This is a genomic window from Streptosporangium pseudovulgare (assembly GCF_014648055.1).
GTDB lineage: Bacteria > Actinomycetota > Actinomycetes > Streptosporangiales > Streptosporangiaceae > Streptosporangium > Streptosporangium pseudovulgare.
The window spans coordinates 1-23,501 of the sequence record NZ_BMQJ01000032.1; the positions used below are offsets into that span (position 1 = coordinate 1).

A 23,501-nucleotide genomic window follows, 5' to 3' on the forward strand; every position below is an offset into this window, starting at 1 on the left:
GGACCGGGAGGACCGGGAGGACCGGGAGGACCGGGAGGACCGGGAGGACCGGGAGGACCGGGAGGACCGGGAGGACCGGGAGGACCGGGAGGACCGGGAGGACCAGGAAGACCGGGAAGACCGGGAAGACCGGGAAGACCGGGAAGACCGGGGGAGAGGCCGCGGGGGCGGGGCCTCGGAAAGACCGTGGAACGGGTGGGAGGACCGCGAGGAGAACGCGAAAAGGCCGGGTGGAGACCGCGAGAGGTTCCGGTGAGATCGCGGGAAGCCTGTCGGGAGTGACGGGGAGGCGTTCCTTACCCTGGTGGGAACCCTGTTGGGACAGAGGCAGTCAACTACACGTCGCAAGCCGGTAGGTTTGCCTCCTGACGCCCATGCCCACCGATCGACCGCGAACAGGAGATCTGCCGCATGTCGCCCTATCTACTGGGTTTGCGCCTCTCCGGGCGGCGGGTGCTCGTCGTGGGCGGTGGACGCGTCGCCCAGCGGCGGGTTCCGGCGCTGCTCGACGCCGGCGCGCTGGTCACCGTCATCTCCCCGGAGGTCACCCACGCCCTCGACGACCTCATCGCGGCCGGCCGCGTGACCTGGGAGGCCAGGCCGTACGAGGTGGGTGACCTGGACGGGGCCTGGCTGGTGCAGGCATGCACCGACGACCGGGCGGTGAACGCGGCGGTGGCCGCCGAGGCGGAGGCCAAGCGGATCTGGTGCGTACGCGCGGACGACAGGGAGGCGTCGGCGGCGTGGACCCCCGCCCGCGGGCGGGTCGACGAGATCGACGTTGCGGTCACCGCGGGCGGTGATCCCCGCCGGGCGGCGGGGATCCGGGACGCCGTGGTGGCGGCGTTGCGCGACGGCACGATCGACGCCCGGCGCGGCCGTACCAAACCGGTGGGCGTGGCGCTGGTCGGCGGAGGCCCGGGGGACCCGAGCCTGATCACGGTGCGCGGCCGGCAGCTGCTCGCCCAGGCCGACGTGGTCGTCGCCGACCGGCTCGCGCCGCGAGCCCTGCTCGACGAGCTTCCCTCCGACGTCGAGCTGATCGACGCCGCGAAGGTCCCCTACGGCCGGTCCATGCTTCAGGAGGAGATCAACAGGCTGCTGGTCGAGCGCGCCAAGCAGGGCAAGTTCGTGGTCCGCCTCAAGGGGGGCGATCCGTTCGTCTTCGGGCGCGGCGGGGAGGAGATGCTCGCCTGTGCCCGCGAGGGCATCCCGGTCATCGTCGTGCCGGGCATCACCAGCCCCGTCGCGGTACCCGCCGCGGCGGGCGTGCCGGTGACGCACCGCGGCGTCAGCCAGGAGTTCCATGTGGTGTCGGTCCACGTTCCGCCCGGCGATCCCCGGTCGACCGTCGACTGGCCGAACCTGGCGAATTCCAATGGAACCCTGGTGCTCATGATGGCCGTCGAACGAATCGGAGTAATCGCCGAAACTCTTCTCCAAGAAGGACGTTCGCCGGAAACTCCCGTGATGGTGGTACAGGACGGTACTCTTCCCACCCAACGGGCTCTCCACGCGACGTTGTCCACCGTGGCGGAGCGCGTGACCGCGGCCGGGATCCGGCCACCTGCGATCGTGATCGTCGGCGATGTCGTGAAGATCGGCCAGGAGGTCGATATGGTTCGAGCGGAGCGCGTACCGTGAAGTCGCCTGCCAACAGGCCCCCCCACCAGGGCGAACGTGATCGCTGGCTCGCCCGCGCCTCCCGGGAGTCCTCCGGCGGCACCGCTCCGGACGACGCCGAGTCACCCGGGGAGCAGACCCTCGCCTTCGGAGCCATCGGCCCCGCTCACGACCCCCGCTCGCCCGGCCGCCCCCCGGCCGGCGAGGACGCGGGCGGATCCGCCGCCCCGTCCGCCGACGACCCGATGGCCGCCTTCCGCGCCGCCGCGGCGGCGGCCCAGGCGAGGATCGCGGCCCTGACCGGCGACGCGCCCGCGTCTCGCGAGGACGCCGCCGGACCGTCGGCGCCGGTCACCGGATCAGCCCGGCCCGCAGGCGGAGCACCCGTACGGCCCGCCGCCCCCGGGCGGCCCGTGAGCGGAGCGTCCGCGCGACCCGATGCTCCCGGACGGCCCACAGGCGTGCCCGCGCGCCCCGCGGGTGAGGCGCCCACGCGGAGCGGGGCCGCCTCCCCGGCGGCGAACGGCCCCGCCGGCCCGCCGGCGAACGATCCGCTCGCGGACTTCCGTGCCGCCGCGACGGCTGACGACCCGATGGCCGCCTTCCGCGCCGCCGCGGCGGCGGCCCAGGCGAGGATCGCGGCTTTGACCGGCGGCACTCCCGCGCCCCCGGTGGGTGGCCATGACGCCTCATCACCGACCCCGGCGAGCGGTGCTCCCGTGGAGAAGGCCCTTGCGAACGGTGCCCCGGCATCCTCTCCCGGCCGCGCAGCCGCGGAACCGGGCCGGTCCGGGGATGGGTCCGCGTCCGCCCGCACCGGTGACGACGCCGGTGAGGGCACCGGCGGGAGCGGAGAGGCCACCGGAGCCGCGCCCACTCCCGTCGTGGCCGGTCCCGCCGGAGATGCGGACTTCGCCCGCGACCGGGACCCCGCACACGATGAGGCACTCGCGGACGTCCCGGACTCCGTCGTGTCCGAGGCGGCGCACGAGTCGGTTTCCGTGCGTGATGGGGCCTCCGGGGATGTTCTGGGCTTCACTGTGGCGGAGGCCGTACCCGCTTCGGATCCTGTCGTGTCCGAGGCGGCGCATGAGCCGGTTTCCGTGCGTGATGGGGCCCCCGGGGATGTTCCGGGCTTCACTGTGGCGGAGGCCGTACCCGCTTCGGGCCCTGTCGTGTCCGAGGCCGCGCACGAGTCGGTTTCCGTGCGTGATGGGGCCCCCGGGGACGTCCCGGACTCCACTGCGGCCGAGGCCGTACCCGCTTCGGATCCCGCCGTGTCCGAGGCCGTACCCGTTCCGGATCCCGTGGCCGAGGCCCCGCGTGTCTCGGGCCCCGCGCGCGGTTCGGGTCCCGGAGAGGACCCGGACCCCACGCGGGAACCGGCTCCCGGGAAGAGCCCGGCCGCCACGCATGATCACCGCCCCGCGCACGATCCCCGCCCCGTGGACGGCCCGGACCGGATGCGGGAGACCCCGCTGCCCGACGCCGCCGCCGACCTCCTGGGCCGCGCGCTCGCGGCCGTGCGCGAGGGTGTCACCGGCCTGCGGTTCGGCCTCGACCTGCCCGGGGCCGAGGAGTCGCGGCGGACCCAGGAGGAGATCCTCGCCCAGCTCGACGACTACGTGATCCCCCGGGTCCGCACGAGCACCGCCCCGGCGCTGGTGGTCATCGCGGGCTCGACCGGCGCGGGCAAGTCCACGTTGCTCAACACCCTGGCCGGGGCCCGGGTCAGCCCCACCGGCGTGCGCCGTCCGACCACCGCCACCCCGGTCCTCGCCTGCCACCCCGATGACCGCGACTGGTTCGCCAAGGGTGACGTGCTGGGGAGTCTGCGCCGGCAGGAGGCCGTCCCGGCGGCGGTCGGCCGTGACTCCCTGGTGCTCGCCCCCGCCGAGAGCCTCCCGGTGGGCATGGCCCTGCTCGACACCCCCGACATCGACTCGGTCGTCGAGGAGAACCACGAGATCGCCCACCGCATGCTCGACGTGGGTGATTTATGGATATTTGTCACCACAGCAGCTCGCTACGCCGACGCTCCGGTGTGGCGGCTGCTGCGTCTGGCCAAGGAGCGCGGGGCCGAACTGGCCATCGTGCTCTCCCGGGTGCCGCCCAAGTCGCGTGACGTGGTCACCAAGCACTTCTTCAGGATGCTGGCCGAGTACGGCCTGGGCGAGGTCGAGCGCTTCGTCGTCGACGAGAGCAAGGTCACCGGCGGCATGCTCCCCGCCCGCGAGGTCGCCGACCTCCACGACTGGCTGACCGGGCTGTCCATCGACGAGCAGCGCCGGGCACGGGCCGTACAGGCGACGCTGTCCGGGGTGCTCGACAGCTTCCGCACCCGGATGCCCGCGCTGGCCCGGCAACTGGAGTTCCAGGTCGCGTTCCGGGGCGAGCTCCGCCGGGACGTGGACGCCGTCTACGGCGGGGCGCTGGCCGCGATAGAGAAGGCGACCGGTGACGGCTCACTGCTCTGCGGCGAGGTGCTCGCCCGCTGGCAGGACTTCGCGGGCTCGGGCGACCTCATGCGGACCCTCCACCTGCGCAGACCCGGCCGGTTCGCGGGCAAGGCGGGTCAGCAGGCCCCCGAGCGGCTCACCGCGCTGAAGGCCGCGCTCCGGGCGGGCCTGGAGTCCGTCGTCATCTCGGCGGCGCAGCGGGCCGCAGAGGAGGCCGTCGCACGCTGGCTGCGGCGGCCCGGCACGGACAAGATCCTGGCCGCCGCCCCGGACCTCGGCAGCGCCTCCGACGACCTGGCGCGCAGGACCGGCCGTACCATCGCCGCCTGGCAGGACCACATCGTCGAACTGATCCGCACCGAGGGCGTGACCAAGCGGTCGGTGGCGCGGCTGGTCTCGTTCGATGTCGAGTCGCTGGCGCTGGTCTTCACGGTGGGACTGCTCGGGCAAGGCTCGGCGGAGACCGGGCCCGGCCCCGGGACGCTGCCGCAGCGGCTGGTCAACGCCCTGCTGGGGGCCGAGTCGGTGCGGACCATCGGTGCCAGGGCCCGCAGCGACCTGCGCGCCCGGATCGGCGCGATCTTCGACGACGAGACGTCGCGTCACACCCGGGTCCTCGACGGCGCGGGCGTGCCCGACGAGTCCGCCGCCACCCGCCTCTACCAGGCGGCGTACAACCTTGAAGTGGTCCGCGCGGGACGAAGCGCCCCCGCGGTGAACGAGGAACGGTAAGCGAGCGATGACCACCGTTGGCACCACCCGGACCCGGCAGGGGATCGGCGTCCGGCTCGCCGCACTGGCCCGGGTCGTGGAACTGGGATCGGGCAGAGTCGACCCCGAGCTCCTCACCGGCTCGGGGCAGCTGCTGCTGCGCGCCGGCGACCGGCTCAAGCTCTCCTCCGAGCACACCGTGGTCGCGCTCGCGGGAGGCACCGGAAGCGGCAAGTCGACCCTGTTCAACGCGATCTCCGGCCTGGAGCTGTCGCCGACCGGGGTCCGCCGCCCCACGACGGCCCGCACCCATGCCTGCGTGTGGGGTCTGGACGGCGCCGGTCCGCTGCTCGACTGGCTGCAGATCCAGTGGCGGCACCGCTTCGCCAGGGCCAGCGCCCTGGACCGGGGCGAGGGCCGGCTGCACGGGCTGATCCTGCTCGACCTGCCCGACCACGACTCCATCCGGGCGCTCACCGACACCGAGGCCGACCGGCTCATCCAGGTCGCCGACCTCGTGGTGTGGGTGCTCGACCCGCAGAAGTACGCCGACGCCTCCACTCACCGCCGCTACGTCACCGAGCTGGCCGGGCACGACGCGGTGACGATCTTCGTGCTCAACCAGGTCGACCGTCTGGAGCCGGAGGAGCAGGCCGAGTGCGTCTCCGACCTGGCGGACCTGCTGCGCCGCGAAGGGGTCACCGACCCCGTCATCGTCACCGCCTCCGCGCTCACCGGGGCGGGCGTGGACGAGCTGAAGGCCGTCCTCGCCGGGACCGTCACCAGGCGCCGGGCGGCGGTCCAGCGCATCGAGGCCGACCTGGACCGGCTCACCGCGCGGCTGACGAAGGCCATGCCCGCCGAGGAGGCCCCCGCCGCCCCCGTGTCCGTCGACGAGGCCCGCAGGATCGGCCTGACCGACGCCCTCTGCGACGCGGTCGGCGTGCCCGCGGTCGGGGAGGCCATGGAGAACGTGTACGGCGTGCGGGCGGCGGAGTGGCTGGGCTGGCCGTACGCCCGCTGGGCCGCCAGGCTCCGGCCCGACCCGCTGAGCAGCCTGCGCCTGGGCGGCCTGAAGGAGGAGATCCGCGGCCTGGCCGGAGGCGCGGTCAGCGCTCAGCCCGCCGAGGTGGACAACGCGGTGCACGCCCTGGCCGACGGCCTGGCCACCGGCATGCACGAGGCGTGGCGCAACGGGATCAGGGACGCGGCGCGTTCCCACGCGGACCGGCTTCCCGGGGTGCTCTCCGAGGAGCTGTCGGAGGTGGCGCCGCGCCTCGACCGGGTTCCCACCTGGTGGCGGCTGGTGCGGATCTGGCAGTACCTGCTCGTCCTGCTCTTCGTGGCCGGTCTCGCCTGGGCGGGCACGGCTCTCGCCTACGGCGTGTTCGGCGTGGGGAAGCCGCCCGCGGCGCTGGAGTTCTTCGCGGACGCGGCCTCGCTCCCGTGGGTGGGGCTGATGATGTTCTCGGTCCTGGGGCTCGGCGTGCTCTCCGCCACGGCCGCCCGCAACGTCGTCGCGATGCGGGCGGAGACCGAGCGGGAACGCCTGGAGCGGGAGATGCGCCGCAGGGTGGCCGCGGTGGCCGGAGAGCTGGTGATCGAGCCGGTGGAGCGGGAGCTGGCCAGGTACGACGAGTTCTACGCCGCCATGCGCGGCGTCCAGGGGTGACACCCGGCCTTCGAGCCTTTCGAGGCTTTTAGGGGCCTTTAGGGACCCTTTGGGTCCTTTCAGGTCCTTGGTACGGCGAGCGGCGTTCCCCTGGGGGCCGGGATTTTCCACAGGGCCCGGGCGTGTTCGCGCGGCTGTCCACAGAACGGAGTTCGGCGGCCCGTGCCGGTGGCGGCACGGGCCATCGTGTCTTCAGGTCGCGGGCAGCCCGCCCGCCTTCACGGGAGATCACGATGAACGACATCCAGATCACGCTGACCGGCAACGTCGCGGCCCCGCCGCGCCAGCACACCTTCCCCGACGGCAGCCGGGTCACCTCGCTCAAGGTCGCCTCGACCAGCCGTTACTTCGACAGGGACAACCAGCAGTGGTGCAACGGCGAGACGACATACTTCGGAGTCCGCTGCTTCCGCGGGCTCGCCGACAACGTCGCCCAGTCGGTACGGCTCGGCCAGCCGATCGTCGTGCAGGGGCGGCTGCGGATCCGCGAGTTCGTCCACGAGGGCGAGCGTCGTTTCATGCCCGAGGTGGAGGCCAGCTCGCTCGGGCACGACCTGCGCTGGGGCCTCGGGAGCTTCACCAAACCGATGCGGGGCGGGATCGCCCCGTCGCTGGGCCGTGACGAGCGGAGCGAGCTCGACCACGGGACGCACGACTGGGCCATGGGCGGCCTGGCGGTCCCCACGGCCACGCCCGTCCCCGGCGTCCCGGCGGGATCCGTCCCGGGCGCCGCGGCGGCGTCCGCTCCGGACCCTGCGGCGGCGTCCGCGCCGGGGGTTTCGGCGGTGTCCGCGCCGGGTGCTCTCATACCGGCCGAGTCCGGCGACGGCGCCGCCGACGGCCAGGACCCGGCGGTCCGTGACGCGGCCGGAGGGACGGGCGCGGAGGAGGCCGCCATGGAGGAGGCCGCCGCGGGGGCCGCGGCGGAGCGGGCCGGCGAGGGGAGCGCCGGTGCGGCCCGGCCCGGAGGAGAGGGCGACGGCGCGAGGCGGACCGGTGCGGGGTGGACCGGTGAGGAGAGGCCCGGCGAGACCGCGCGGAGGCCCTCGGGACGGAGATCCCCGAGGCGGGAGTCACCGGTGCCGGAGGGGGCGGACGAGACGCCGTGGCCCGTCGAGGTGCGCGCGGCGGCCTGAAGCGGTGACCGGATCGGCCTGAGGGCGATGCCGGCCGGGAGGGTGTTCCGGTCCGGGGTGACGCCGGCTGAGCGGGTGTTCCGGGATCGGGTGCGACGCCCGCTGAGCGGGTGTTCCGGCGCGAAGGCGTTCCGGCTTGGAAAAGGTGTTCTTCGTATGACGAGGTTCCTGCGGCGGGCTTCCGGTGCCGGGCGGTGTCCCTCGGGAGACCCGAGGGCTGAGGGGGCATCGGCCGGACGCGGCCGGTGCCTCGCCGGGAGGGCGGTGGCGCCGGTGGAGACGGCCCGATGGTCTTGCCCGTGCCAGATGCCGGAGCACCTGTCAGGTCCAGGTCACACCCCGCAGCATGGCTGCTCCTTTCCCACACGGTCCGCTCGGCGGGGAGCGGGTCCTTCCACTCGTGGGCCGCCGGGACACGCGCCCACCCGCTCAAGGTAGCGGTTCCCGTCGCGCGCCGCACACTCCGCAACTATCGTGTTACACATCGTTAGTCGGAGAAGGGGGCGACATGACGGCACCCGGTCACACCTCGGTCAAACCGCGTGACGGTGTGACGGCCTTGGCTGATCGCTGGCCCTTGCTTGGGCAGCACCGTTCACTGGTCGTCTACCTTTGCGCGATCGTGGCGATCGATCTCCTCGCCATCGGTTTCTTCGCCGTCTCGACGGTCTTCCGCTGGCACGACGTGCTCACCTTCACCGCGCTGATGGCGTGCGGGGCCGTCTGCATCGAGGCGACCCGCAGGCTCGGCATGCCGGCCGGCGTCTCGCGTGACCTGCTGTCGGCCTGGTGGCTGCCCGTCGCACTGCTGCTGCCTCCGGTGTACGCGCTCCTGTCGCCGATCCCGCTCCAGATCCTGCTGCAGAAGCGCGTGCGCGAGACGGTGGCCTACCGGCGGGTCTTCAGCTCGGCCGCCATCGGCCTGGCCGGATGCTCGGCCTCGGTGCTGTTCCACTCCGTCGTGGGCGACCTGAGCGCGCTGACCACCGGGGCCGGGGTGCCGATTCTCGTCGCCGTGGGGTGCGCCGCCCTGTTCACGGTGCTCAACACCGCGTTGATCGCCGTCGCCGCGCACGCGGCGGCGCCCGACAGCCGCTGGCGGGAGGTGCTGTGGAACCGGGAGAACCTGCTGCTCGACGTGGTCGAACTGTGCGTCGGCATCCTCGTCGCCATCACCTGCGGGCTGAACCTCGCCCTGCTGGTGCTGGCGCTGCCGCCGGTGATGCTGCTCCAGCGCAGCCTGCTGCACGCCCAGCTCCAGGCCGCGGCCCGCACCGACCCCAAGACCGGCCTGCTCAACGCGGCGGCCTGGCAGCGCGAGGCCGACACCGAGATCGTCAGGGCCCGCCGCACGGGTGAGACGCTGGCCCTGCTGATCGTGGACATCGACCACTTCAAGCGGGTCAACGACACCTACGGTCACCTGGTCGGCGACCAGGTGCTGGCCGGCGTCGCCTCGACCATCCGCAGCCAGCTGCGGGACTACGACGTGGTGGGCCGGTTCGGGGGTGAGGAGTTCGTCGTCCTGCTGCCCCGGGCCGACGTGACCGAGGCGCGCAGGGTGGCCGAGCGGCTGCGGTCCCGCATCGGGCGGATGGCGGTCCCCGCCGACGACAACCTCGTCACGGTGACGATCTCCGCCGGGGTCGCGATCATGAGCATGCACGGCGACGACCTGATCGAGTTGCTCGCCGCCGCGGACCTCGCTCTTTACCAGGCCAAGGAGATGGGCCGCGACCGGATCTGCCTTCCGGCCGCCGTGGTTCCCCGGCCCACCGGCCCCGGCCCCCGGCCGCCCCTAGCAAAGCCCGAAAGGCCCTAAGCTAGAAGTCATGCCGGAGTACATCTACACACTGCAGCGCGTGCGCAAGGCGCACGGCGACAAGGTCGTCCTCGACGACGTCACCTTGTCGTTCCTGCCGGGCGCCAAGATCGGCGTCCTGGGCCCCAACGGCACCGGAAAGTCGACGCTGCTGCGGATGATGGCGGGTCTGGACCAGCCGTCCAACGGTGAAGCCCGCCTCATGCCCGGCTTCACCGTCGGCATGCTCCAGCAGGAGCCCCCGCTGAACGAGTCGAAGACCGTACTCGGCAACGTCGAGGAGGGCGTCGCCGAGACCAAGGCCATGCTCGACCGGTTCAACGAAATCGCCGAGCTGATGGCCACCGAGTACAGCGACGAGCTGCTGGAGGAGATGGGCAAGCTCCAGGACGCCCTCGACCACCGCAACGCGTGGGACCTCGACAGCCAGCTCGAACAGGCGATGGACGCCCTGCGCTGCCCGCCTCCGGACGCCGACGTCACCATGCTCTCCGGTGGTGAGCGCCGCCGGGTCGCGCTGTGCAAGCTGCTGCTGGAGCAGCCCGACCTGCTCCTGCTCGACGAGCCCACCAACCACCTCGACGCCGAGAGCGTCCAGTGGCTGGAGTCCCACCTGGAGAAGTACCCCGGCACCGTCCTGGCCGTCACCCACGACCGTTACTTCCTGGACAACGTGGCCGGCTGGATCCTGGAGCTCGACCGCGGCCGCTGCCACGCCTACGAGGGCAACTACTCCACCTACCTCGAGGCCAAGACCGCCCGGCTCAAGCTGGAGGGCCAGAAGGACGCCAAGCGCAAGAAGCGCCTGGAGGAGGAGCTGGAGTGGGTCCGCTCCAACGCACGGGCCCGCCAGACCAAGAGCCGGGCGCGACTCCAGCGCTACGAGGAGATGGCAGCCGAGGCCGCCAAGCACCGGAAGCTGGACTTCGAGGAGATCCAGATCCCGCCGGGCCCGCGTCTGGGCACCACGATCATCCGGGCCGAGAACCTCACCAAGGGGTTCGGGGACCGCGTGCTGATGGAGGGCCTCACGTTCGACCTGCCGCGTAACGGCATCGTCGGCATCATCGGCCCCAACGGCGTCGGTAAGACCACGCTGTTCCGGATGATCACCGAGAGCGAGAAGCCGGACAGCGGCCAGATCGTCATCGGCGATACCGTCCAGATCTCCTACGCCGACCAGAGCCGCGGCGGCATCGACCCGCAGAAGAACGTCTGGGAGGTCGTCTCCGACGGGCTCGACTACATCAAGGTCGGCCAGGTGGAGATGCCGTCGCGCGCCTACATCGCCGCGTTCGGCTTCAAGGGCCCCGACCAGCAGAAGAAGGCGGGCGTCCTGTCCGGTGGCGAGCGCAACCGGCTCAACCTGGCGCTGACCCTCAAGCAGGGCGGCAACGTGCTGCTGCTGGACGAGCCCACCAACGACCTCGACACCGAGACGCTCTCCAGCCTGGAGAACGCGCTGCTCGAGTTCCCGGGCTGCGCGGTCATCACCTCCCACGACCGGTGGTTCCTCGACCGCATCGCCACCCACATCCTGGCGTGGGAGGGCGACTCCAACTGGTTCTGGTTCGAGGGCAACTTCGCCGACTACGAGAAGAACAAGATCGAGCGTCTGGGGGCCGACGCGGCGCGTCCGCACCGCGTCACCTACCGCAAGCTCACCCGCGACTGACGCGGGACGGCAGAGGCGGCCCGCCGCACCCCGCACGGGGAGCGGCGGGCCGCCTCATGCGTTCGGGCCGCCTCGCGTACCCGATCGCCTCGCGCCTCCGGGCCACCTCGGGTGTTCGGGCCGCGCCGCCCGCCTCGCGCCTCCGGGCCGCCTCGTACGTCGAGGCGGCTTCGCGTGTCCGGGTGGCTTCGCGCGTCCGGACCGGACGGCCCGCCGGGTCAGGGAGTGTGCAGCCAGGCGGCGGTGTCCGGGGGGAGCAGATAGCCGTCCACCGGCGCGCTGCCGATCAGCACGTGCTCGTGCGGGGGAAGCGGCACCGGCTCGGTGCCGCAGTTGAGGACGCACGTCAGCGGGCCACGGGTGAAGACGAGGGCGTCCTCGGGGGCGTCGAGCCAGGTGATCCCGTCGGGCAGGGCGCCGCGCAGTTCGCGCCGGGCGCGCAGCGCCTCCTTGTAGAAGTGCAGGGTCGATCCCGGGTCCGCGGCCTGCCGCTCGGCGGTCAGCGCCGCCCAGTCGACCGGCTGCGGCAGCCACGGCCCCACCCCGTCGGGTGAGAAGCCGTACGGCGCGGCCGCACCCGCCCAGGGCAGGGGCACCCGGCACCCGTCCCGGCCCGGCAGCGAGCCCTCGGAGCGGCGGAAGACGGGGTCCTGACGCGCCTCCGGGGGAAGATCCTTGACCTCGGGGAGTCCGAGTTCCTCCCCCTGGTACAGATATGCCGACCCGGGCAGGGCCAGCATGGCGAGCAGGGCGGCCCTGGCCCGGGCCAGGCCGGCCGTGGAGTTCGTCAGGCCCTCGCCGTACCGGGTGACGTGGCGGACCACGTCGTGGTTGGACAGCACCCACGTCGGAGCGGTCACCGCGGCCAGGGTGTCGTCGATGACCTTCCGGAACGCCGTGGCCGACCACGGCGCCTCCAGCCAGGCGAAGTTGAAGCTCTGGTGCAGCTCGTCGGGGCGCAGGTACAGGGCGAGGTCCTCGGCGGAGTCGGTCCACACCTCGCCGATGGCCATCCGCTCCCCGGGATAGGAGTCGAGGACCTTGCGCCACTCCCGGTACACCTCGTGCACCTCGGGGCGTCCCCAGATCGGCGACTCGGACCGGAACGCCTGGTCCTCGGGGGGCAGGTCGGGCAGGCCCTCGGCCTTGTACAGGCCCATCGCCACATCGATCCGGAACCCGTCCACCCCGCGGTCCAGCCAGAACCTCAGTACGTCGAGGAACTCGGCGTGCACCTCGGGATTGCGCCAGTTGAAGTCGGGCTGCTCCGGCGCGAACAGGTGAAGGTACCACTGCCCGTCGGGCGTCTTCGTCCACGCCGGGCCGCTGAAGGTCGACTGCCAGTTGTTGGGCGGCTCGTCTCCGCCGTCGCGGAAGACGTAGCGGTCCCGGCCCTCACCCCGCAGCGCAGCCTTGAACCACGGGTGCTCGGCGGAGCTGTGGTTGGGCACGATGTCCACGAGCACCCGCAGTCCCAGCGCGTGCGCGTCGGTCACGAGCGCGTCGAAGTCGGCCAGGGTGCCGAACAGCGGGTCGACGTCGCGGTAGTCGGCGACGTCGTAGCCGCCGTCGGCCATGGGGGAGGGGTAGAAGGGGGTCAGCCAGATCGCGTCCACACCGAGTTCGGCGAGGTAGGGAAGACGCTGTCTTATGCCGGGCAGATCGCCGACGCCGTCTCCGGAGGCGTCGGCGAAGCTGCGAACATAGATCTCGTAGACGACGGCATCACGCCACCAGGGGATTTCCATGTGCTTGGATTGCCCTGGCCCGGTGCGGTTTATGCGTCGGAGGCCCGGACGTTACCGCTCCTCGGTCAGACGCCCGGTGCGTTGACCATGCTGTGGGCGGCGTACACCAGATAGTCCCACAGGCGCTTCTCCAGCTCCTCGGGAAGCTCCAGCGAGACCACCGCGTCGTGCATGTGCCGCAGCCAGGCGTCGCGTTCGGCCGGGCCGATGACGAACGGGTTGTGCCGCATCCGCAGTCTCGGGTGGCCGCGCTGCGCGCTGTAGGTGTTCGGGCCGCCCCAGTACTGCATCAGGAAGAGGCTGAGCCGGTCCTCGGCCCCGGCGAGGTCTTCCTCGGGGTAGAGCGGCCACAGCAGCGGATCGTTCACGACGCCTTCGTAGAAGCGGTGGACGAGACGCCGGAAGGTCTCCTCGCCGCCGACGGCGTCGTAGAAGGACTGTGATTCCTCGGGGATAGCGGACACGGCTCCAAGCCTAAGCGACGCCGGAACCGGGCGGCGTCAGCCGGCGATCGTGATGGCCGCCCGGTCCAGGGCCGACTTGACCCGCAGGCGGAGCTCGCGGGCGATCTCGGACTGCCGGGAGGGGATCGTCTTGGCGCTGATCCGGAAGACGATCGCGGTGTCGGAGATCTGCTCGATGCCCCAGACCTGCGGTTCCTCGACCAGGATGGTGTCGCGGTAGGCGGGGTCGTTCCACATGCCGTCGACCACCTGCTGAAGCAGCTCGCGGACCGCGGGGATGTCGGAGGCGTAGGCCACCGGGACGTCCACGACGGCGCGGGCCCATCCCTGCGACTCGTTGCCGACCCGGACGATGGTGCCGTTGCGGATGTACCAGACCCGGCCGTCGTTGTCGCGCAGCCGGGTGATGCGCAGGGTGACCGCCTCGACGGTGCCGACGGCGGCGCCCGCGTCGATCACGTCGCCCACGCCGTACTGGTCCTCCAGGAGCATGAACATGCCGGCGATGAAGTCCTTGACGAGCTCCTGGGCGCCGAAGCCCACGGCGACGCCGACGATGCCGACGCTGGTGAGCAGGGGTGCGATGGGGACCGACAGCCGGTCCAGGACGGTCAGCGCGGCGGTGCCGAGGATGACGACCGAAGCGACCGACCGCAGCACCGAGCCGATGGTCTCGGCCCGCTGCCTGCGTCGTTCGGCGGCGACCGCGTCGAGGCCCTCCAGGGGGATGTTCTGCTTGCCGCGCAGCCGCCCGGCGATCGAGGAGCCGTTGGAGGACGCGGCGCGGCGCACCACCCGGATGATCAGGCGGTTGGCCACGTTCCGCGTGGCCAACGCGACGAGCACGACCAGGACGATGGCGATCGCGCCGGCGACCGCGGGAGCCCAGGTGGCGGGCAGGACGGACTGCATGAGATTGCAGATTAGCCCTCCACCGTTCTCACATCCCTTGGTAAGGCCCGCACTCATGTCGAGAAGTTCCTCTACTCCAGGCACCCCGGTGGGCGTCGGGGTGGGAGTGGGGGCGGGGGCGAGCAGGAACACGGAGTGGATCCCTCCCGGATCGGATAGGTCGGCGAAACGGGCAACTCGCGTTGCCAGTCCATATTGCCGACCGATCCGGCCGCCGTCACATCGCGCCGGGGAAGACGGGGCCGCCCGGACCCGGCCGCGGGGGCGGATCCGGAGACGACCCGGTGGCGGACGACTCGGCCGGGGCACGCACCCGGAAGCGTGCCCCGTGCCGCTCCCGGGAGGGATCCCTCCGACCTCCGTCCGGACGGGTCCGGACGGTGGCTTCGTGGACGCCGTGGAAGGGGGCGCGGCGGAAGGGGGCGCCGGACTCTCCTTCACGGCGGGTTTCGGGGAGGTCGGCGGGGTGCCCAGCGTCCGAGGACGCTCCGCACCGGATCACCCCGCCGCCCCCGTCAGACCGCGGTGGGCGCGGCGGGCGCGGACGGCTGCGACCCCGTCCCCGCCCGCCGCCGGTGTCACTCTCCCACCGCGGCGAGCACTCGTGCGACCTTGGTCGCGGCGCCGGCGGGATCCTCGACCGTGTGCATCCGCTCTCCCCAGGACCACCAGTAGTACACGTCCGGGGGGCGGGGGGCCGTGGCCGGCTGTGCTCGGCAGGTGACGTTCTCCGCCAGGCTGGTCGCGTTCGGGTTGATCACGCGGACAAAGGGGCGACCCGACCGGGTACGCACCAATCGCGCGTGCAGTCCTCGGGAGTCAAGTTCTGACACCAATCGCTCCAGGTGTCCGAAGTCGTCTTCCCCCACCTCGCCCCTCCTTGTTTTTCGGCCGGTACCGCACCGAATCCGGTTCGCCTAGCTGCGCGAATCGGTGCTGGTTGGCCAAAGATGACTCACCAGGCGTGAAGGGTCAACGTGGGAAAAACAAGATCGGGATATGCCTTCTCCCAAGCAGGTTGAAAGAAACAGTCCGGTGGAGGACGATCCTTAGCCAATGGCTTCATCTGCACGTTCCGAATAACTCAAACGTGGGTCATTATTCTCGGTAGGCGCAGTGCGACGTCAGAGTCACGCTGTGTCATCTGGTGAGGACCGGTCAAGTGCGCCAGTCAGCCCGGCTGGCCATCAGAGAGGGGCCGGAATGTCCGGCAGGCAGCACAGGGAGACGGAATTAGCGCGGCAGATCCGGGCCCGTGGCCTGGCGGCGGGGCAGGTCCCCGCCCAGATCGCCGAGGAGATCTACGACAGGTGTGGTCCGCAGTTCGGGACCACCCGCATCAAGGGGCACCGCCTCGCCCATGGCGTCGCGCTGGCCGACGTGATCGAGCAGATACGGGCGCTGTTCGAACGCGACGGCAAGGCGGCGCCGGGGATCGGCGAGACGCTCCTGTCCGCGTACGAGAGCGGGCTCAAGCGGCCCGGTCCCGAGTATCTCCACTACCTGTGCTCCGCCTACCGGGTCGAACCGGCCTCTCTCGGCTACGACGGCCCGTGCATCTGCGGCCACGACCACAGGACGTCCGTGGTGGCCGGGAGTGATCTCCAGAACAGAAGACCCGACACTTCCCCCGGGACGCGCGAGCCGCTGAACCGCCCGGCTGGCGGCGACCCCTCCGCGAACGGGGGCGAGGAGGACGAGAACGTGCTACGGAGGACGCTATTACAGCTCCTGGCCGGCGCCGGCGTGACGCTGGACGGCCAGTTGCTCGGATCGGTCGAGAACGTGCGCAGGAGGATGGACGAGACCCTGGTGTCGGCCACCGTCTCACCCGCGATGCTCGACCAGTGGGAGGAAGCCACGCTCGGCTTCGGGCGGCAGTACATGAACACGCCGCCGCTGCGCCTGCTGTGCGACGTGCTGCTGGAGTTCAGCGCCGTCCGCAAGGCCATGGAGCATCGCCAGCCCGTCGACCTGCAGGAACGGCTGTGCCGCATGGCGGCCCAGCTCGCCGGTCTCAGCGGCATGATCATGGTCAACCTGGGCGACCACAGGATGGCCCGGTCCTTCTTCCGGACGGGCCGGACGGCCGCCGACGACACCGGCGACCGGGCGCTGCGAGCCTGGGTCATCGCCCGGGAGGCGCTGGTGCCGCTGTACTACGGCGATCCGCGTGAGGCGCTGAACCTCGCGCGCAAGAGCCGCGACCTGGCGGGGCAGACGCCGTGCGCGGCACAGGCCATGGCCCCGGTCTTCGAGGCCCGCGCGCTCGCGATGATGGCGGGCGGGGGCAAGAAGGACGTGGTGGACCAGGCCAAGCGGGCGCTGTCGCGGGCCAGGGCGGCGTTCTCCCAGATGACCGCCTCCGAGCAGGACGACGCCACCTTCGGCTACACCGAGCGCCAGCTCTACTTCCACCAGGGCGACGCCCTCGTCAGGCTGGGCCAGCCGATGGAGGCCGACCTCATCCTGGAGCAGGCGCTCACCAAGTACGGCCCGTCAGACTGGCTCGACCCGACGATCATCAAGCTCGACCGGGCCAAGTGCCGCCTGCTGGAGGGCGAGGTCGAGGAGGCGCTGCAGATCGCCACGACGGCGCTGACGAGCCTGGGAGAGGGCTGCAGGCCCGACATCCTGATGCAGCGGGCCTACGAGGTGGCCAAGGCGGTCGAGACCAAGGCCCCGGGCCACCCCGCCCTCAAGGAGTATCTGGAGGCGGTGCGCACCGCGTCGGTGACGGCCCCGATCACGGGCGAGGTGCTATGAGGGTACGCCGCTACCGCTGGTCCGATCTCGAGTCCGTGTGGGCGCTGCACCAGATCTGCCTCGCGCAGGTCGGTCTGGCTCCGGGAGACGGCGTCTACTACGAGGACGACTTCCCGCGGATCAACGAGATCTACCTGGCGGACCGGGGGGAGTTCCTGGTCGGGGAGTCCGATGGCGGGCGGGTGGTCGCCATGGGCGGCCTCCGCCGTATCGACGACCGGACCGCCGAGATGTGCCGCATCCGGGTGCACCCGGAGTTCCAGCGGCGCGGGTTCGGCGCCAGGATCGTCGCGGAGCTGGAGGCGCGGGCGGTCGCGCTCGGTTACACACGGCTCCGCGGCGACACCACACTGAACCAGCCCGCCGCGATCGAGCTGTATCGCAAGTACGGCTGGCACGAGATCAGCCGCGAGGAACGCGGGGGATGTGTGGTGATTTATGGCGAAAAGGAACTGGTTGAAGCGGCATCCCCTTTGTTGAACCAGCACTAATTCAGACTCTTTCGGCATTTGATGTTTGCCTCGTGATGCCGCGCCGGAATACTTACTTCTCGTACCTGTAGTCCTTTCCCATGGGGTCACGATGAAGAAGATCATCGTTCACAAGCCCGGCACCGTCCGGCTGAGTGGCACGGCCGGCGCCATCCACGAGGGCTGAGGCAGTCGGCCCGTCGCCACCGTCATCGGCCGTGGCGCGGGTTCGGCTCCGGCGAAAGGCGCGCGGAGACCCCTGATCCGCCCCTGCCGGCCTGGAGGCACCGTACCCTGCAGGGTGACACCGTACGATCCGACCCTCAGGGTCTGACCTCCAGGGATGAAAGATGAGCGAGCGAGTCGACAGGGCCGGCGTGAGCCGGGCGCGGACGGGCGGGCGGCGCCGATGAGTCCCACGACGGAGTTCGTGCTGACGCTGTCCTGCCCGGACCGCCCCGGGGTGGTGGCCGCGGTCTCCGGCCTCCTGGCCGGGCACGGCTGCAACATCCTGGAGAGCCAGCAGTTCGGCGACCCCGTCTCCCGGCGGTTCTTCATGCGGGTGCAGTTCGCCTCACCGGTCCCCGAGGCCGAGCTCCGCACGGCCCTCGCCGCGCTCGCCCCGGAGTTCGGCATGGAGCCCAAGCTGCGGGACACCGCCGTCAAGCCGCGCGTTCTGGTGATGGTCAGCAGGTTCGGCCACTGCCTCAACGACCTCCTCTACCGGACGCGCTCCGGCCTGCTCGACATCGAGATCGTCGCCGTGGTCTCCAACCACCCCGACATGCGGCCGCTGACCCAGTCGTACGGCATCGACTACCACCACTTGCCGGTCACCGCCGAGACCAAGGCCCGGCAGGAGGCGGAGGTGCTGGCACTGGTCGACCACTACCGCGCCGACCTGGTGGTGCTCGCCCGCTACATGCAGGTGCTGTCGGAGGACCTCTGCGTCAAGCTCGCCGGCAACGTGATCAACATCCACCACTCGTTCCTGCCGTCGTTCAAGGGCGCCAAGCCGTACCACCAGGCCCACTCACGCGGGGTGAAGCTGATCGGCGCGACCGCCCACTACGTCACCGCCGACCTCGACGAGGGGCCGATCATCGAGCAGGAGGTGGCGCGGGTCAACCACACCCACTCCGCCGACGACCTGGCCGCCATCGGGCGCGACGTCGAGTGCCAGGTCCTCGCCCGCGCCGTGCGCTGGCACAGCGAGCAGCGGGTCCTCCTCGACGGCCACAAGACCATCGTCTTCCCCCGCTGAGGTCGCCCGCCGTTCCGGCCCTCGCCCCGGGAAGGCCGCCGTCCCCCGGGAAGGCCGCCGTTCCACCGGGAAGGCCGGCCCTCCCGCCTGGAAGGCCGGCCCCCCGCCGGGAAAGCCCGGCGGGAGAGCCGGAGAAGGGCCGCGTCAGACGGTCAGGCCGGTGTGGTGGGCCAGGAAGGTGAGCTGGTCGGCGGCCAGTTCGACGGTCCTGCTCACCGCGCGGGCGCCGTGGCCCACCTCGGTCTCGTTGCGCAGCAGGATCGGCCGGTCCCCGGCCTGCGCGTGCTGCAGCGCGGCGCACGTCTTCCAGGCGTGCAGCGGGTGGACCCGGGTGTCCGACTGGAAGACGGTGAAGAGCGTCGCCGGGTAGGACACGCCCTCCCGGACGTTGTGGTACGGCGAGTAGGCGTGCAGCCAGGCGAACTCGTCGGGCTTCTCGGCCGAGCCGTACTCGACGTTCCAGGTGGCGCCGAGGCCGAACAGCTCGTAGCGGACCATGTCCAGCAGCGGGGCCGAGCAGACGACGGCGGCGTACAGGTCGGGGCGCTGGGTGAGCGCCGCGCCGACCAGCAGGCCGCCGTTGGAGCCGCCGGAGATGCCGAGCCGGTCCGGGGTGGTGATCCCGGTGGCGATCAGGTGCTCGGCCGCCGCGTGCAGGTCGTCGAAGACGTTCTGCTTGTTGGCGAGCATCCCCGCGCGGTGCCACTCCTCGCCCTCCTCGCCGCCGCCGCGCAGCTGGGCGATGGCGTAGGCGCCGCCCGCCTCGACCCACGCCAGGATGGAGGCGGAGTAACCCGGCGACATCGACAGGCCGAAGCCGCCGTAGCCGTACAGGATGGTCGGGCGCGGGCCCTCGGCGCCGGGCTTGCTGATCACCAGCATGTGGACCTCGGTGCCGTCGGCCGAGCGGTAGGCCACCTGCTCGGTGTGGACGGCGGGCACCTCGACGACGCCGGGGGATGCGGCCCACAGCGTGGTCTCGCCGGTGCGGGCGTCGTAGCGCTGGATGGTCGGCGGGGTGGTGTTGTCGGTGTAGCCGAACCACGCCTCGTGGCCGCCCTCGGGGCGTTCGGTGATGCCGCCGATCGTTCCCAGGCCGGGCGTGGGCACCTCCCCGACGCGCTCGCCGGTCGCCAGGTCGTGGACGGTGATCTCGCTGATCGCGTGGCGGGTCCAGCCGACGAGCATGACCGGCCGGTCGAGGTCGTCGAGGATCGCGTAGTCGGTCAGCACCGCCTCGGGGTCCTGCGGGATCAGGTCGCGCCACCGCTCGGCCAGTGGCTCCGAGGGGTCGGTCACGCAGATCCGGCCGCGCGGCGCGTCGCGGTCGGTGAAGACGTACAGCAGGCCGTCGCGGCCGAAGTGCAGCGCGGTCTGGGCGTCCACGCCCTCCTGGACGACGGTCAGCTCGGGCGAGTCGGGGGCGGAGGTGGACAGGTCGGCCACCCACAGGTCGTTGCGCGGCGCGGTGCCGCGGGAGGCGGAGATCTGCAGCCGGCGACCGTCGCGCGAGACCGCCACCCCGTAGTAGTTGGTCTTCTCCATCCCCTCGCCGAAGATCAGCACGTCGTCCTCGGTGGAGGTGCCGACCCGGTGGAGGTAGACGCGGCGGTGGAACTGCTCCTCGCCCTCGGGGACCTCCGTGGAGGGGAGCCGGCGCACGTAGTAGAAGGCCTCCCCGCCGGGCAGCCAGGCCACCGGGGAGTAGCGGCACCGGTCGATCGGCCCCTCGATCCGCTCTCCCGTCGCGACGTCCATGAGGTAGAGGCTGGACTCCTCGTCGCCGCCCACCGAGACCTGGTAGGCGAGCAGGCGGCCCTCCTTGTCGGGCTGCCAGGCGTCGAGGGTGGTGAGCCCGGTCGGGTCGATCGCCATCGGGTCGAACAGCGCTCGCTCCGCGCCGCCGGGATCGACGGTGTAGAGCACCGCGTGCTCCTGGTCGGGGGTGCGGCGGGTGAAGAACGCCCGTGTCCCGCGCCAGACCGGCGCCCCCACCGAGCCGGACCGGAGCAGCTCGGCGATCCGCGACCGGAACGCCTCACGTCCGGGCAGGGCGCTCATCTCGGCCGCGAACAGCTTCTCCTGCGCGGCCAGCCACCCCTGGGTGGCGGGGTCATCGGGGTCCTCCAGCCACCGGTAGGGATCGGAGACGGGGGTGCCGTGCAGGTTCTCGACGATGTCGTCACGGCTGGCTGGAGGGTAGGGCTGTCGCGTCATGGCAGGAACCCTACGACCTTCGGCGGCGTCCCGGCATCACCAGCGCGCCGGGCGGAACCGATGCGCCGGGAGAGGAGTTAAAAACTGGTAATGCGGGCATAAAACGTACCAGGCGTCTCTCCAGCCTTTTATGGGTGGCGGGAACGACGATGCAGAAGCCAAACTTGGTGAAGGACGGCGCCGGGGTGATCATCCGCTGGGCCGTCCGGCGGAGGTCATCGTGACGGAAACATCCGGGCCTCAGGAGGGGCCGCCAGTCGGGGTACGCCACGGCGTACCCTCTCACATGACGACCCTGACGACGTGTGCGGCGGGAGATGCTCGCTGATGCGCCAGGTCCTGCTCTTGAACGCCACCTACGAACCCCTTACCACGCTTTCCCTGCACCGGGCCGTCGTGCTCGTGCTGCGGGAGAAGGCCGACGTCGTGCACCGTGACGGGCAGGGCGCCGTGATCCGCTCGGCGAGCCGTACCCTCGACGCGCCCTCGGTGATCAGGCTGCGCAGGTACGTCCGCATTCCGTACCGGTCGCGGATCCCGCTGACCCGGACAGCGCTGATGCGCCGCGACGACTACCGCTGCGCCTACTGCGGCCAGCGGGCCGAGACCATCGACCACGTGATCCCGCGCTCCCGGGGCGGCACCCACACGTGGGAGAACTGCGTGGCCTCGTGCATGCCGTGCAACCACCGCAAGGCCGACCGGATGCTGGAGGAGCTGGGGTGGACGCTCAGCGTCGCCCCGGTGGTGCCGCACGGCGTCCACTGGCGGCTGATCGGCGCGCACAACGTCGGCGACCCCCTGTGGGCCCCCTATCTCGCGGAGAGCGCGGCGTGAGCGTCCGCGGGTCCGCGGGGTGACGGCCGGATGACCTGGACGTTCACCTCGGACGTCGAGGAGTACGCCAGGGCGGCGGAGCCGCTGCTGCTGCGTGACCCGGTCCGCAACACCATGCCGCTCACGGTCCTGCGCGCCATGCGCGCCGGGCTGTGGGGCGAGGACCTGCTGCTGGGCTGGCTGGAGCGCGGCGGCGAGGTCGTCGCGGCGGCGAGCCAGACGCCGCCCCGCCCCCTGCTGCTCCCCGACGTCCCCGCCGACACCGTGCGCGACCTGGCCACCCGGCTCATCGAGGCGGAGCGGCGGGTGCCCGGCGTCTCCGGGCCGGCGGAGGCGGCCGAGGCGTTCGCCGCCGCCTGGTGGCGGCCGGAGGCGGGGCGCCGCTCCGAGCGCCTCTACCGGATCGGCGCCCTCCGCGCGCCGTCGCCCGCCGCCGAGGGCACCGCCCGCACCGCCGTCGCCGCCGACCTCGACCTGCTCGTCGCCTGGAACGTCGCCTTCCAGGAGGAGGAGCACGAGTCCGTGGCGTTCGACCTGACGCCGCTGGTGGCCAGCAGGATCACCAGGGAGGAGCTCCTGCTGTGGGAGGCGGGCGGCGAGCCGGTCGCGTTCGCCGGTGTCTCCGCGCCCATCGCGGGCGTGTCCAGGATCGGCCCCGTCTACACGCCGCCCGCCCTCCGCCGCCGCGGGTACGGCACGGCCGTCGCCCACGCCGCGACGGCCGGGGCGCTCGCCGGAGGCGCCACCGAGGTGCTGCTCTTCACCAACCTGGACAACCCCACGTCCAACGCGATCTATCAGGCGATCGGGTACGTCCCCGTCGCCGACTACGCCTCCGTCGCGTTCGCGTGAGTACGCTTGTGTGCCATGCCGCGCTATGAATTCCGCTGCCGCTCCTGCGGCTCCTCGTTCGAGGTCTCCCGGCCGATGGCCCGCTCCGACGAGCCCGCCTCCTGCCCGCAGGGGCACGACGACACCGTCAGGCTGCTGTCCACGGTCGCCGTCACCGGCGCGTCCGGCGGCGCCGCCCCCCGCCCCACCGGCGGCGGAGGCGGCTGTTGCGGGGGCGGTTGCTGCGGCTAGCCGCCCCGGCTCCGCCTGACGCCGCCCCGGGCGGCGTCAGGGCGCCGTTCCCGCGGGCTCCGGCGCGCGGGGCCCGCGGGACGGCGCCGGCGGGTGTCAGGCCGCCCGCTTGCCCTGGAAGGGCAGGAAGTCGGTGGCCAGGTGCGGCCGGGCGGGGACGAAGGTCGGCTCGGTGGCGATGATCCGGTCGAACCGGAAGGCCCGGATGCCGCGCCGCAGCCGGCACATGCCCACGAGATACCAGTGATCGCGGTGGACCATGCACGTCACCGGGTCGACCTCGCGGACGGTGATGCGGCCCGACACGTCCCGGTAGTGCAGGCGGACCACCATGCGCGAGGTGATGGCGGCCGCGATGGTCCGGGCCCGGTCGGCCACCGCGTCGGGCATCGGTTCGGTGAGGGTCGCCAGGGTGGTGGCGACGACCTCGTCGTCGAGGTGCAGCTGTTCGAACGCGTGGCGCAGGCCGAGGCGGGCGGCGGTGGCCTGCGGGCCCGAGCCGAGGTGGGCGAGGGACAGGGCGAGGGCGGCGATTTCGGCGGTCGTCAGCGGGCTGGCAGGGGACTTCGTGACGTTTGCCATGTCTTCATGGTACGTCCGAACACCGACATTTTTCGAAAATCCTCTCGGATGCGATGGGAC

General features: G+C 71.9%; 18 protein-coding genes and 1 pseudogene. 13 read left to right on the top strand and 6 right to left on the bottom strand.

Going from position 1 to position 23,501, the window contains the following annotated elements:
* The 7 genes and pseudogenes from IEZ10_RS39600 to ettA all read left to right on the top strand — a co-directional run.
* Window positions 1-256 (top strand): annotated as a pseudogene (locus tag IEZ10_RS39600) (pseudouridine synthase); the annotation flags it as partial.
* Between the two features lie 155 nt (window positions 257-411).
* On the top strand, window positions 412-1,644 hold the full coding sequence (gene cobA, locus IEZ10_RS36220) for a uroporphyrinogen-III C-methyltransferase (RefSeq protein ID WP_189251035.1): 1,233 nt from the start codon (window positions 412-414) through the stop codon (window positions 1,642-1,644).
* Window positions 1,645-3,068: 1,424 nt separating this feature from the next.
* Entirely contained in the window at window positions 3,069-4,814 is a 1,746-nt protein-coding gene (locus tag IEZ10_RS36225; RefSeq protein ID WP_229812014.1) for a dynamin family protein, read from the top strand.
* A gap of 7 nt (window positions 4,815-4,821) precedes the next feature.
* A complete protein-coding gene (locus tag IEZ10_RS36230) occupies window positions 4,822-6,465 on the top strand; it encodes a GTP-binding protein (RefSeq protein WP_189251036.1) in 1,644 nt (547 codons plus the stop codon).
* Window positions 6,466-6,698: 233 nt separating this feature from the next.
* Window positions 6,699-7,601 (top strand): single-stranded DNA-binding protein, encoded by a 903-nt coding sequence (locus tag IEZ10_RS36235; RefSeq protein ID WP_189251037.1) that lies wholly within the window; start codon window positions 6,699-6,701, stop codon window positions 7,599-7,601.
* A gap of 622 nt (window positions 7,602-8,223) precedes the next feature.
* Window positions 8,224-9,423, top strand: coding sequence for a GGDEF domain-containing protein (locus IEZ10_RS36240; protein WP_229812015.1), 1,200 nt, complete (start codon window positions 8,224-8,226; stop codon window positions 9,421-9,423).
* A 10-nt stretch (window positions 9,424-9,433) separates the two neighbouring features.
* Window positions 9,434-11,098: an energy-dependent translational throttle protein EttA gene (gene ettA, locus IEZ10_RS36245; RefSeq protein WP_179824004.1), complete on the top strand. Its 1,665-nt coding sequence runs from the start codon at window positions 9,434-9,436 to the stop codon at window positions 11,096-11,098.
* Window positions 11,099-11,316: 218 nt separating this feature from the next.
* Here the strand turns inward: ettA and IEZ10_RS36250 are convergent, their stop codons facing one another.
* From IEZ10_RS36250 to IEZ10_RS39605, 4 genes are all read right to left on the bottom strand, one after another.
* Complete coding sequence (locus tag IEZ10_RS36250; RefSeq protein WP_189251039.1) at window positions 11,317-12,846, bottom strand: glycoside hydrolase family 13 protein; 1,530 nt, start codon at window positions 12,844-12,846, stop codon at window positions 11,317-11,319.
* Between the two features lie 65 nt (window positions 12,847-12,911).
* Complete coding sequence (locus tag IEZ10_RS36255) at window positions 12,912-13,310, bottom strand: globin (protein WP_189251040.1); 399 nt, start codon at window positions 13,308-13,310, stop codon at window positions 12,912-12,914.
* A gap of 36 nt (window positions 13,311-13,346) precedes the next feature.
* The gene (locus IEZ10_RS36260; RefSeq protein ID WP_229812016.1) at window positions 13,347-14,222 is read right to left on the bottom strand and encodes a mechanosensitive ion channel family protein; all 876 of its coding nucleotides are present in this window, start codon (window positions 14,220-14,222) and stop codon (window positions 13,347-13,349) included.
* A 578-nt stretch (window positions 14,223-14,800) separates the two neighbouring features.
* The gene (locus IEZ10_RS39605; RefSeq protein ID WP_229812017.1) at window positions 14,801-14,983 is read right to left on the bottom strand and encodes a hypothetical protein; all 183 of its coding nucleotides are present in this window, start codon (window positions 14,981-14,983) and stop codon (window positions 14,801-14,803) included.
* A gap of 442 nt (window positions 14,984-15,425) precedes the next feature.
* On the opposite strand from IEZ10_RS39605, the gene IEZ10_RS36270 reads away from it, so the two are divergent.
* From IEZ10_RS36270 to purU, 3 genes are all read left to right on the top strand, one after another.
* Window positions 15,426-16,988 (top strand): NsdA family TPR-like regulatory protein, encoded by a 1,563-nt coding sequence (locus IEZ10_RS36270; RefSeq protein ID WP_189251042.1) that lies wholly within the window; start codon window positions 15,426-15,428, stop codon window positions 16,986-16,988.
* A complete protein-coding gene (locus tag IEZ10_RS36275) occupies window positions 16,985-17,479 on the top strand; it encodes a GNAT family N-acetyltransferase (RefSeq protein ID WP_189251043.1) in 495 nt (164 codons plus the stop codon). The genes IEZ10_RS36270 and IEZ10_RS36275 overlap by 4 nt, the downstream gene beginning before the upstream one ends.
* Window positions 17,480-17,867: 388 nt before the next feature.
* A complete protein-coding gene (gene purU / locus IEZ10_RS36280) occupies window positions 17,868-18,722 on the top strand; it encodes a formyltetrahydrofolate deformylase (RefSeq protein WP_189251044.1) in 855 nt (284 codons plus the stop codon).
* Window positions 18,723-18,866: 144 nt separating this feature from the next.
* Here purU and IEZ10_RS36285 read toward each other — a convergent pair whose 3' ends face one another.
* The gene (locus IEZ10_RS36285; protein ID WP_189251045.1) at window positions 18,867-20,939 is read right to left on the bottom strand and encodes a prolyl oligopeptidase family serine peptidase; all 2,073 of its coding nucleotides are present in this window, start codon (window positions 20,937-20,939) and stop codon (window positions 18,867-18,869) included.
* Between the two features lie 327 nt (window positions 20,940-21,266).
* Between IEZ10_RS36285 and IEZ10_RS36290 the strand changes: the two genes are divergently transcribed.
* The 3 genes from IEZ10_RS36290 to IEZ10_RS36300 are packed head-to-tail and all read left to right on the top strand — an operon-like array spanning window position 21,267 to window position 22,859.
* A complete protein-coding gene (locus IEZ10_RS36290; protein WP_189251074.1) occupies window positions 21,267-21,776 on the top strand; it encodes an HNH endonuclease in 510 nt (169 codons plus the stop codon).
* Between the two features lie 30 nt (window positions 21,777-21,806).
* Complete coding sequence (locus IEZ10_RS36295; RefSeq protein WP_189251046.1) at window positions 21,807-22,628, top strand: GNAT family N-acetyltransferase; 822 nt, start codon at window positions 21,807-21,809, stop codon at window positions 22,626-22,628.
* A gap of 15 nt (window positions 22,629-22,643) precedes the next feature.
* Window positions 22,644-22,859, top strand: coding sequence for an FmdB family zinc ribbon protein (locus IEZ10_RS36300; RefSeq protein WP_189251047.1), 216 nt, complete (start codon window positions 22,644-22,646; stop codon window positions 22,857-22,859).
* Window positions 22,860-22,955: 96 nt separating this feature from the next.
* On the opposite strand, the gene IEZ10_RS36305 is transcribed toward IEZ10_RS36300, so the two are convergent.
* The gene (locus IEZ10_RS36305; RefSeq protein WP_189251048.1) at window positions 22,956-23,441 is read right to left on the bottom strand and encodes a helix-turn-helix transcriptional regulator; all 486 of its coding nucleotides are present in this window, start codon (window positions 23,439-23,441) and stop codon (window positions 22,956-22,958) included.
* Window positions 23,442-23,501: the final 60 nt, after the last annotated feature.

Excerpts from the sequence above, each read along its gene's own strand:
- cobA (WP_189251035.1), top strand. The coding sequence starts at position 412 with ATGTCGCCCTATCTACTGGGTTTGCGCCTCTCCGGGCGGCGGGTGCTC.
- IEZ10_RS36230 (WP_189251036.1), top strand. The coding sequence starts at position 4,822 with ATGACCACCGTTGGCACCACCCGGACCCGGCAGGGGATCGGCGTCCGG.
- IEZ10_RS36235 (WP_189251037.1), top strand. The coding sequence starts at position 6,699 with ATGAACGACATCCAGATCACGCTGACCGGCAACGTCGCGGCCCCGCCG.
- ettA (WP_179824004.1), top strand. The coding sequence starts at position 9,434 with ATGCCGGAGTACATCTACACACTGCAGCGCGTGCGCAAGGCGCACGGC.
- IEZ10_RS36250 (WP_189251039.1), bottom strand. The coding sequence starts at position 12,846 with ATGGAAATCCCCTGGTGGCGTGATGCCGTCGTCTACGAGATCTATGTT.
- IEZ10_RS36260 (WP_229812016.1), bottom strand. The coding sequence starts at position 14,222 with ATGCAGTCCGTCCTGCCCGCCACCTGGGCTCCCGCGGTCGCCGGCGCG.
- IEZ10_RS36270 (WP_189251042.1), top strand. The coding sequence starts at position 15,426 with ATGTCCGGCAGGCAGCACAGGGAGACGGAATTAGCGCGGCAGATCCGG.
- IEZ10_RS36275 (WP_189251043.1), top strand. The coding sequence starts at position 16,985 with ATGAGGGTACGCCGCTACCGCTGGTCCGATCTCGAGTCCGTGTGGGCG.
- purU (WP_189251044.1), top strand. The coding sequence starts at position 17,868 with ATGAGTCCCACGACGGAGTTCGTGCTGACGCTGTCCTGCCCGGACCGC.
- IEZ10_RS36285 (WP_189251045.1), bottom strand. The coding sequence starts at position 20,939 with ATGACGCGACAGCCCTACCCTCCAGCCAGCCGTGACGACATCGTCGAG.
- IEZ10_RS36290 (WP_189251074.1), top strand. The coding sequence starts at position 21,267 with ATGCGCCAGGTCCTGCTCTTGAACGCCACCTACGAACCCCTTACCACG.
- IEZ10_RS36295 (WP_189251046.1), top strand. The coding sequence starts at position 21,807 with ATGACCTGGACGTTCACCTCGGACGTCGAGGAGTACGCCAGGGCGGCG.
- IEZ10_RS36300 (WP_189251047.1), top strand. The coding sequence starts at position 22,644 with ATGCCGCGCTATGAATTCCGCTGCCGCTCCTGCGGCTCCTCGTTCGAG.
- IEZ10_RS36305 (WP_189251048.1), bottom strand. The coding sequence starts at position 23,441 with ATGGCAAACGTCACGAAGTCCCCTGCCAGCCCGCTGACGACCGCCGAA.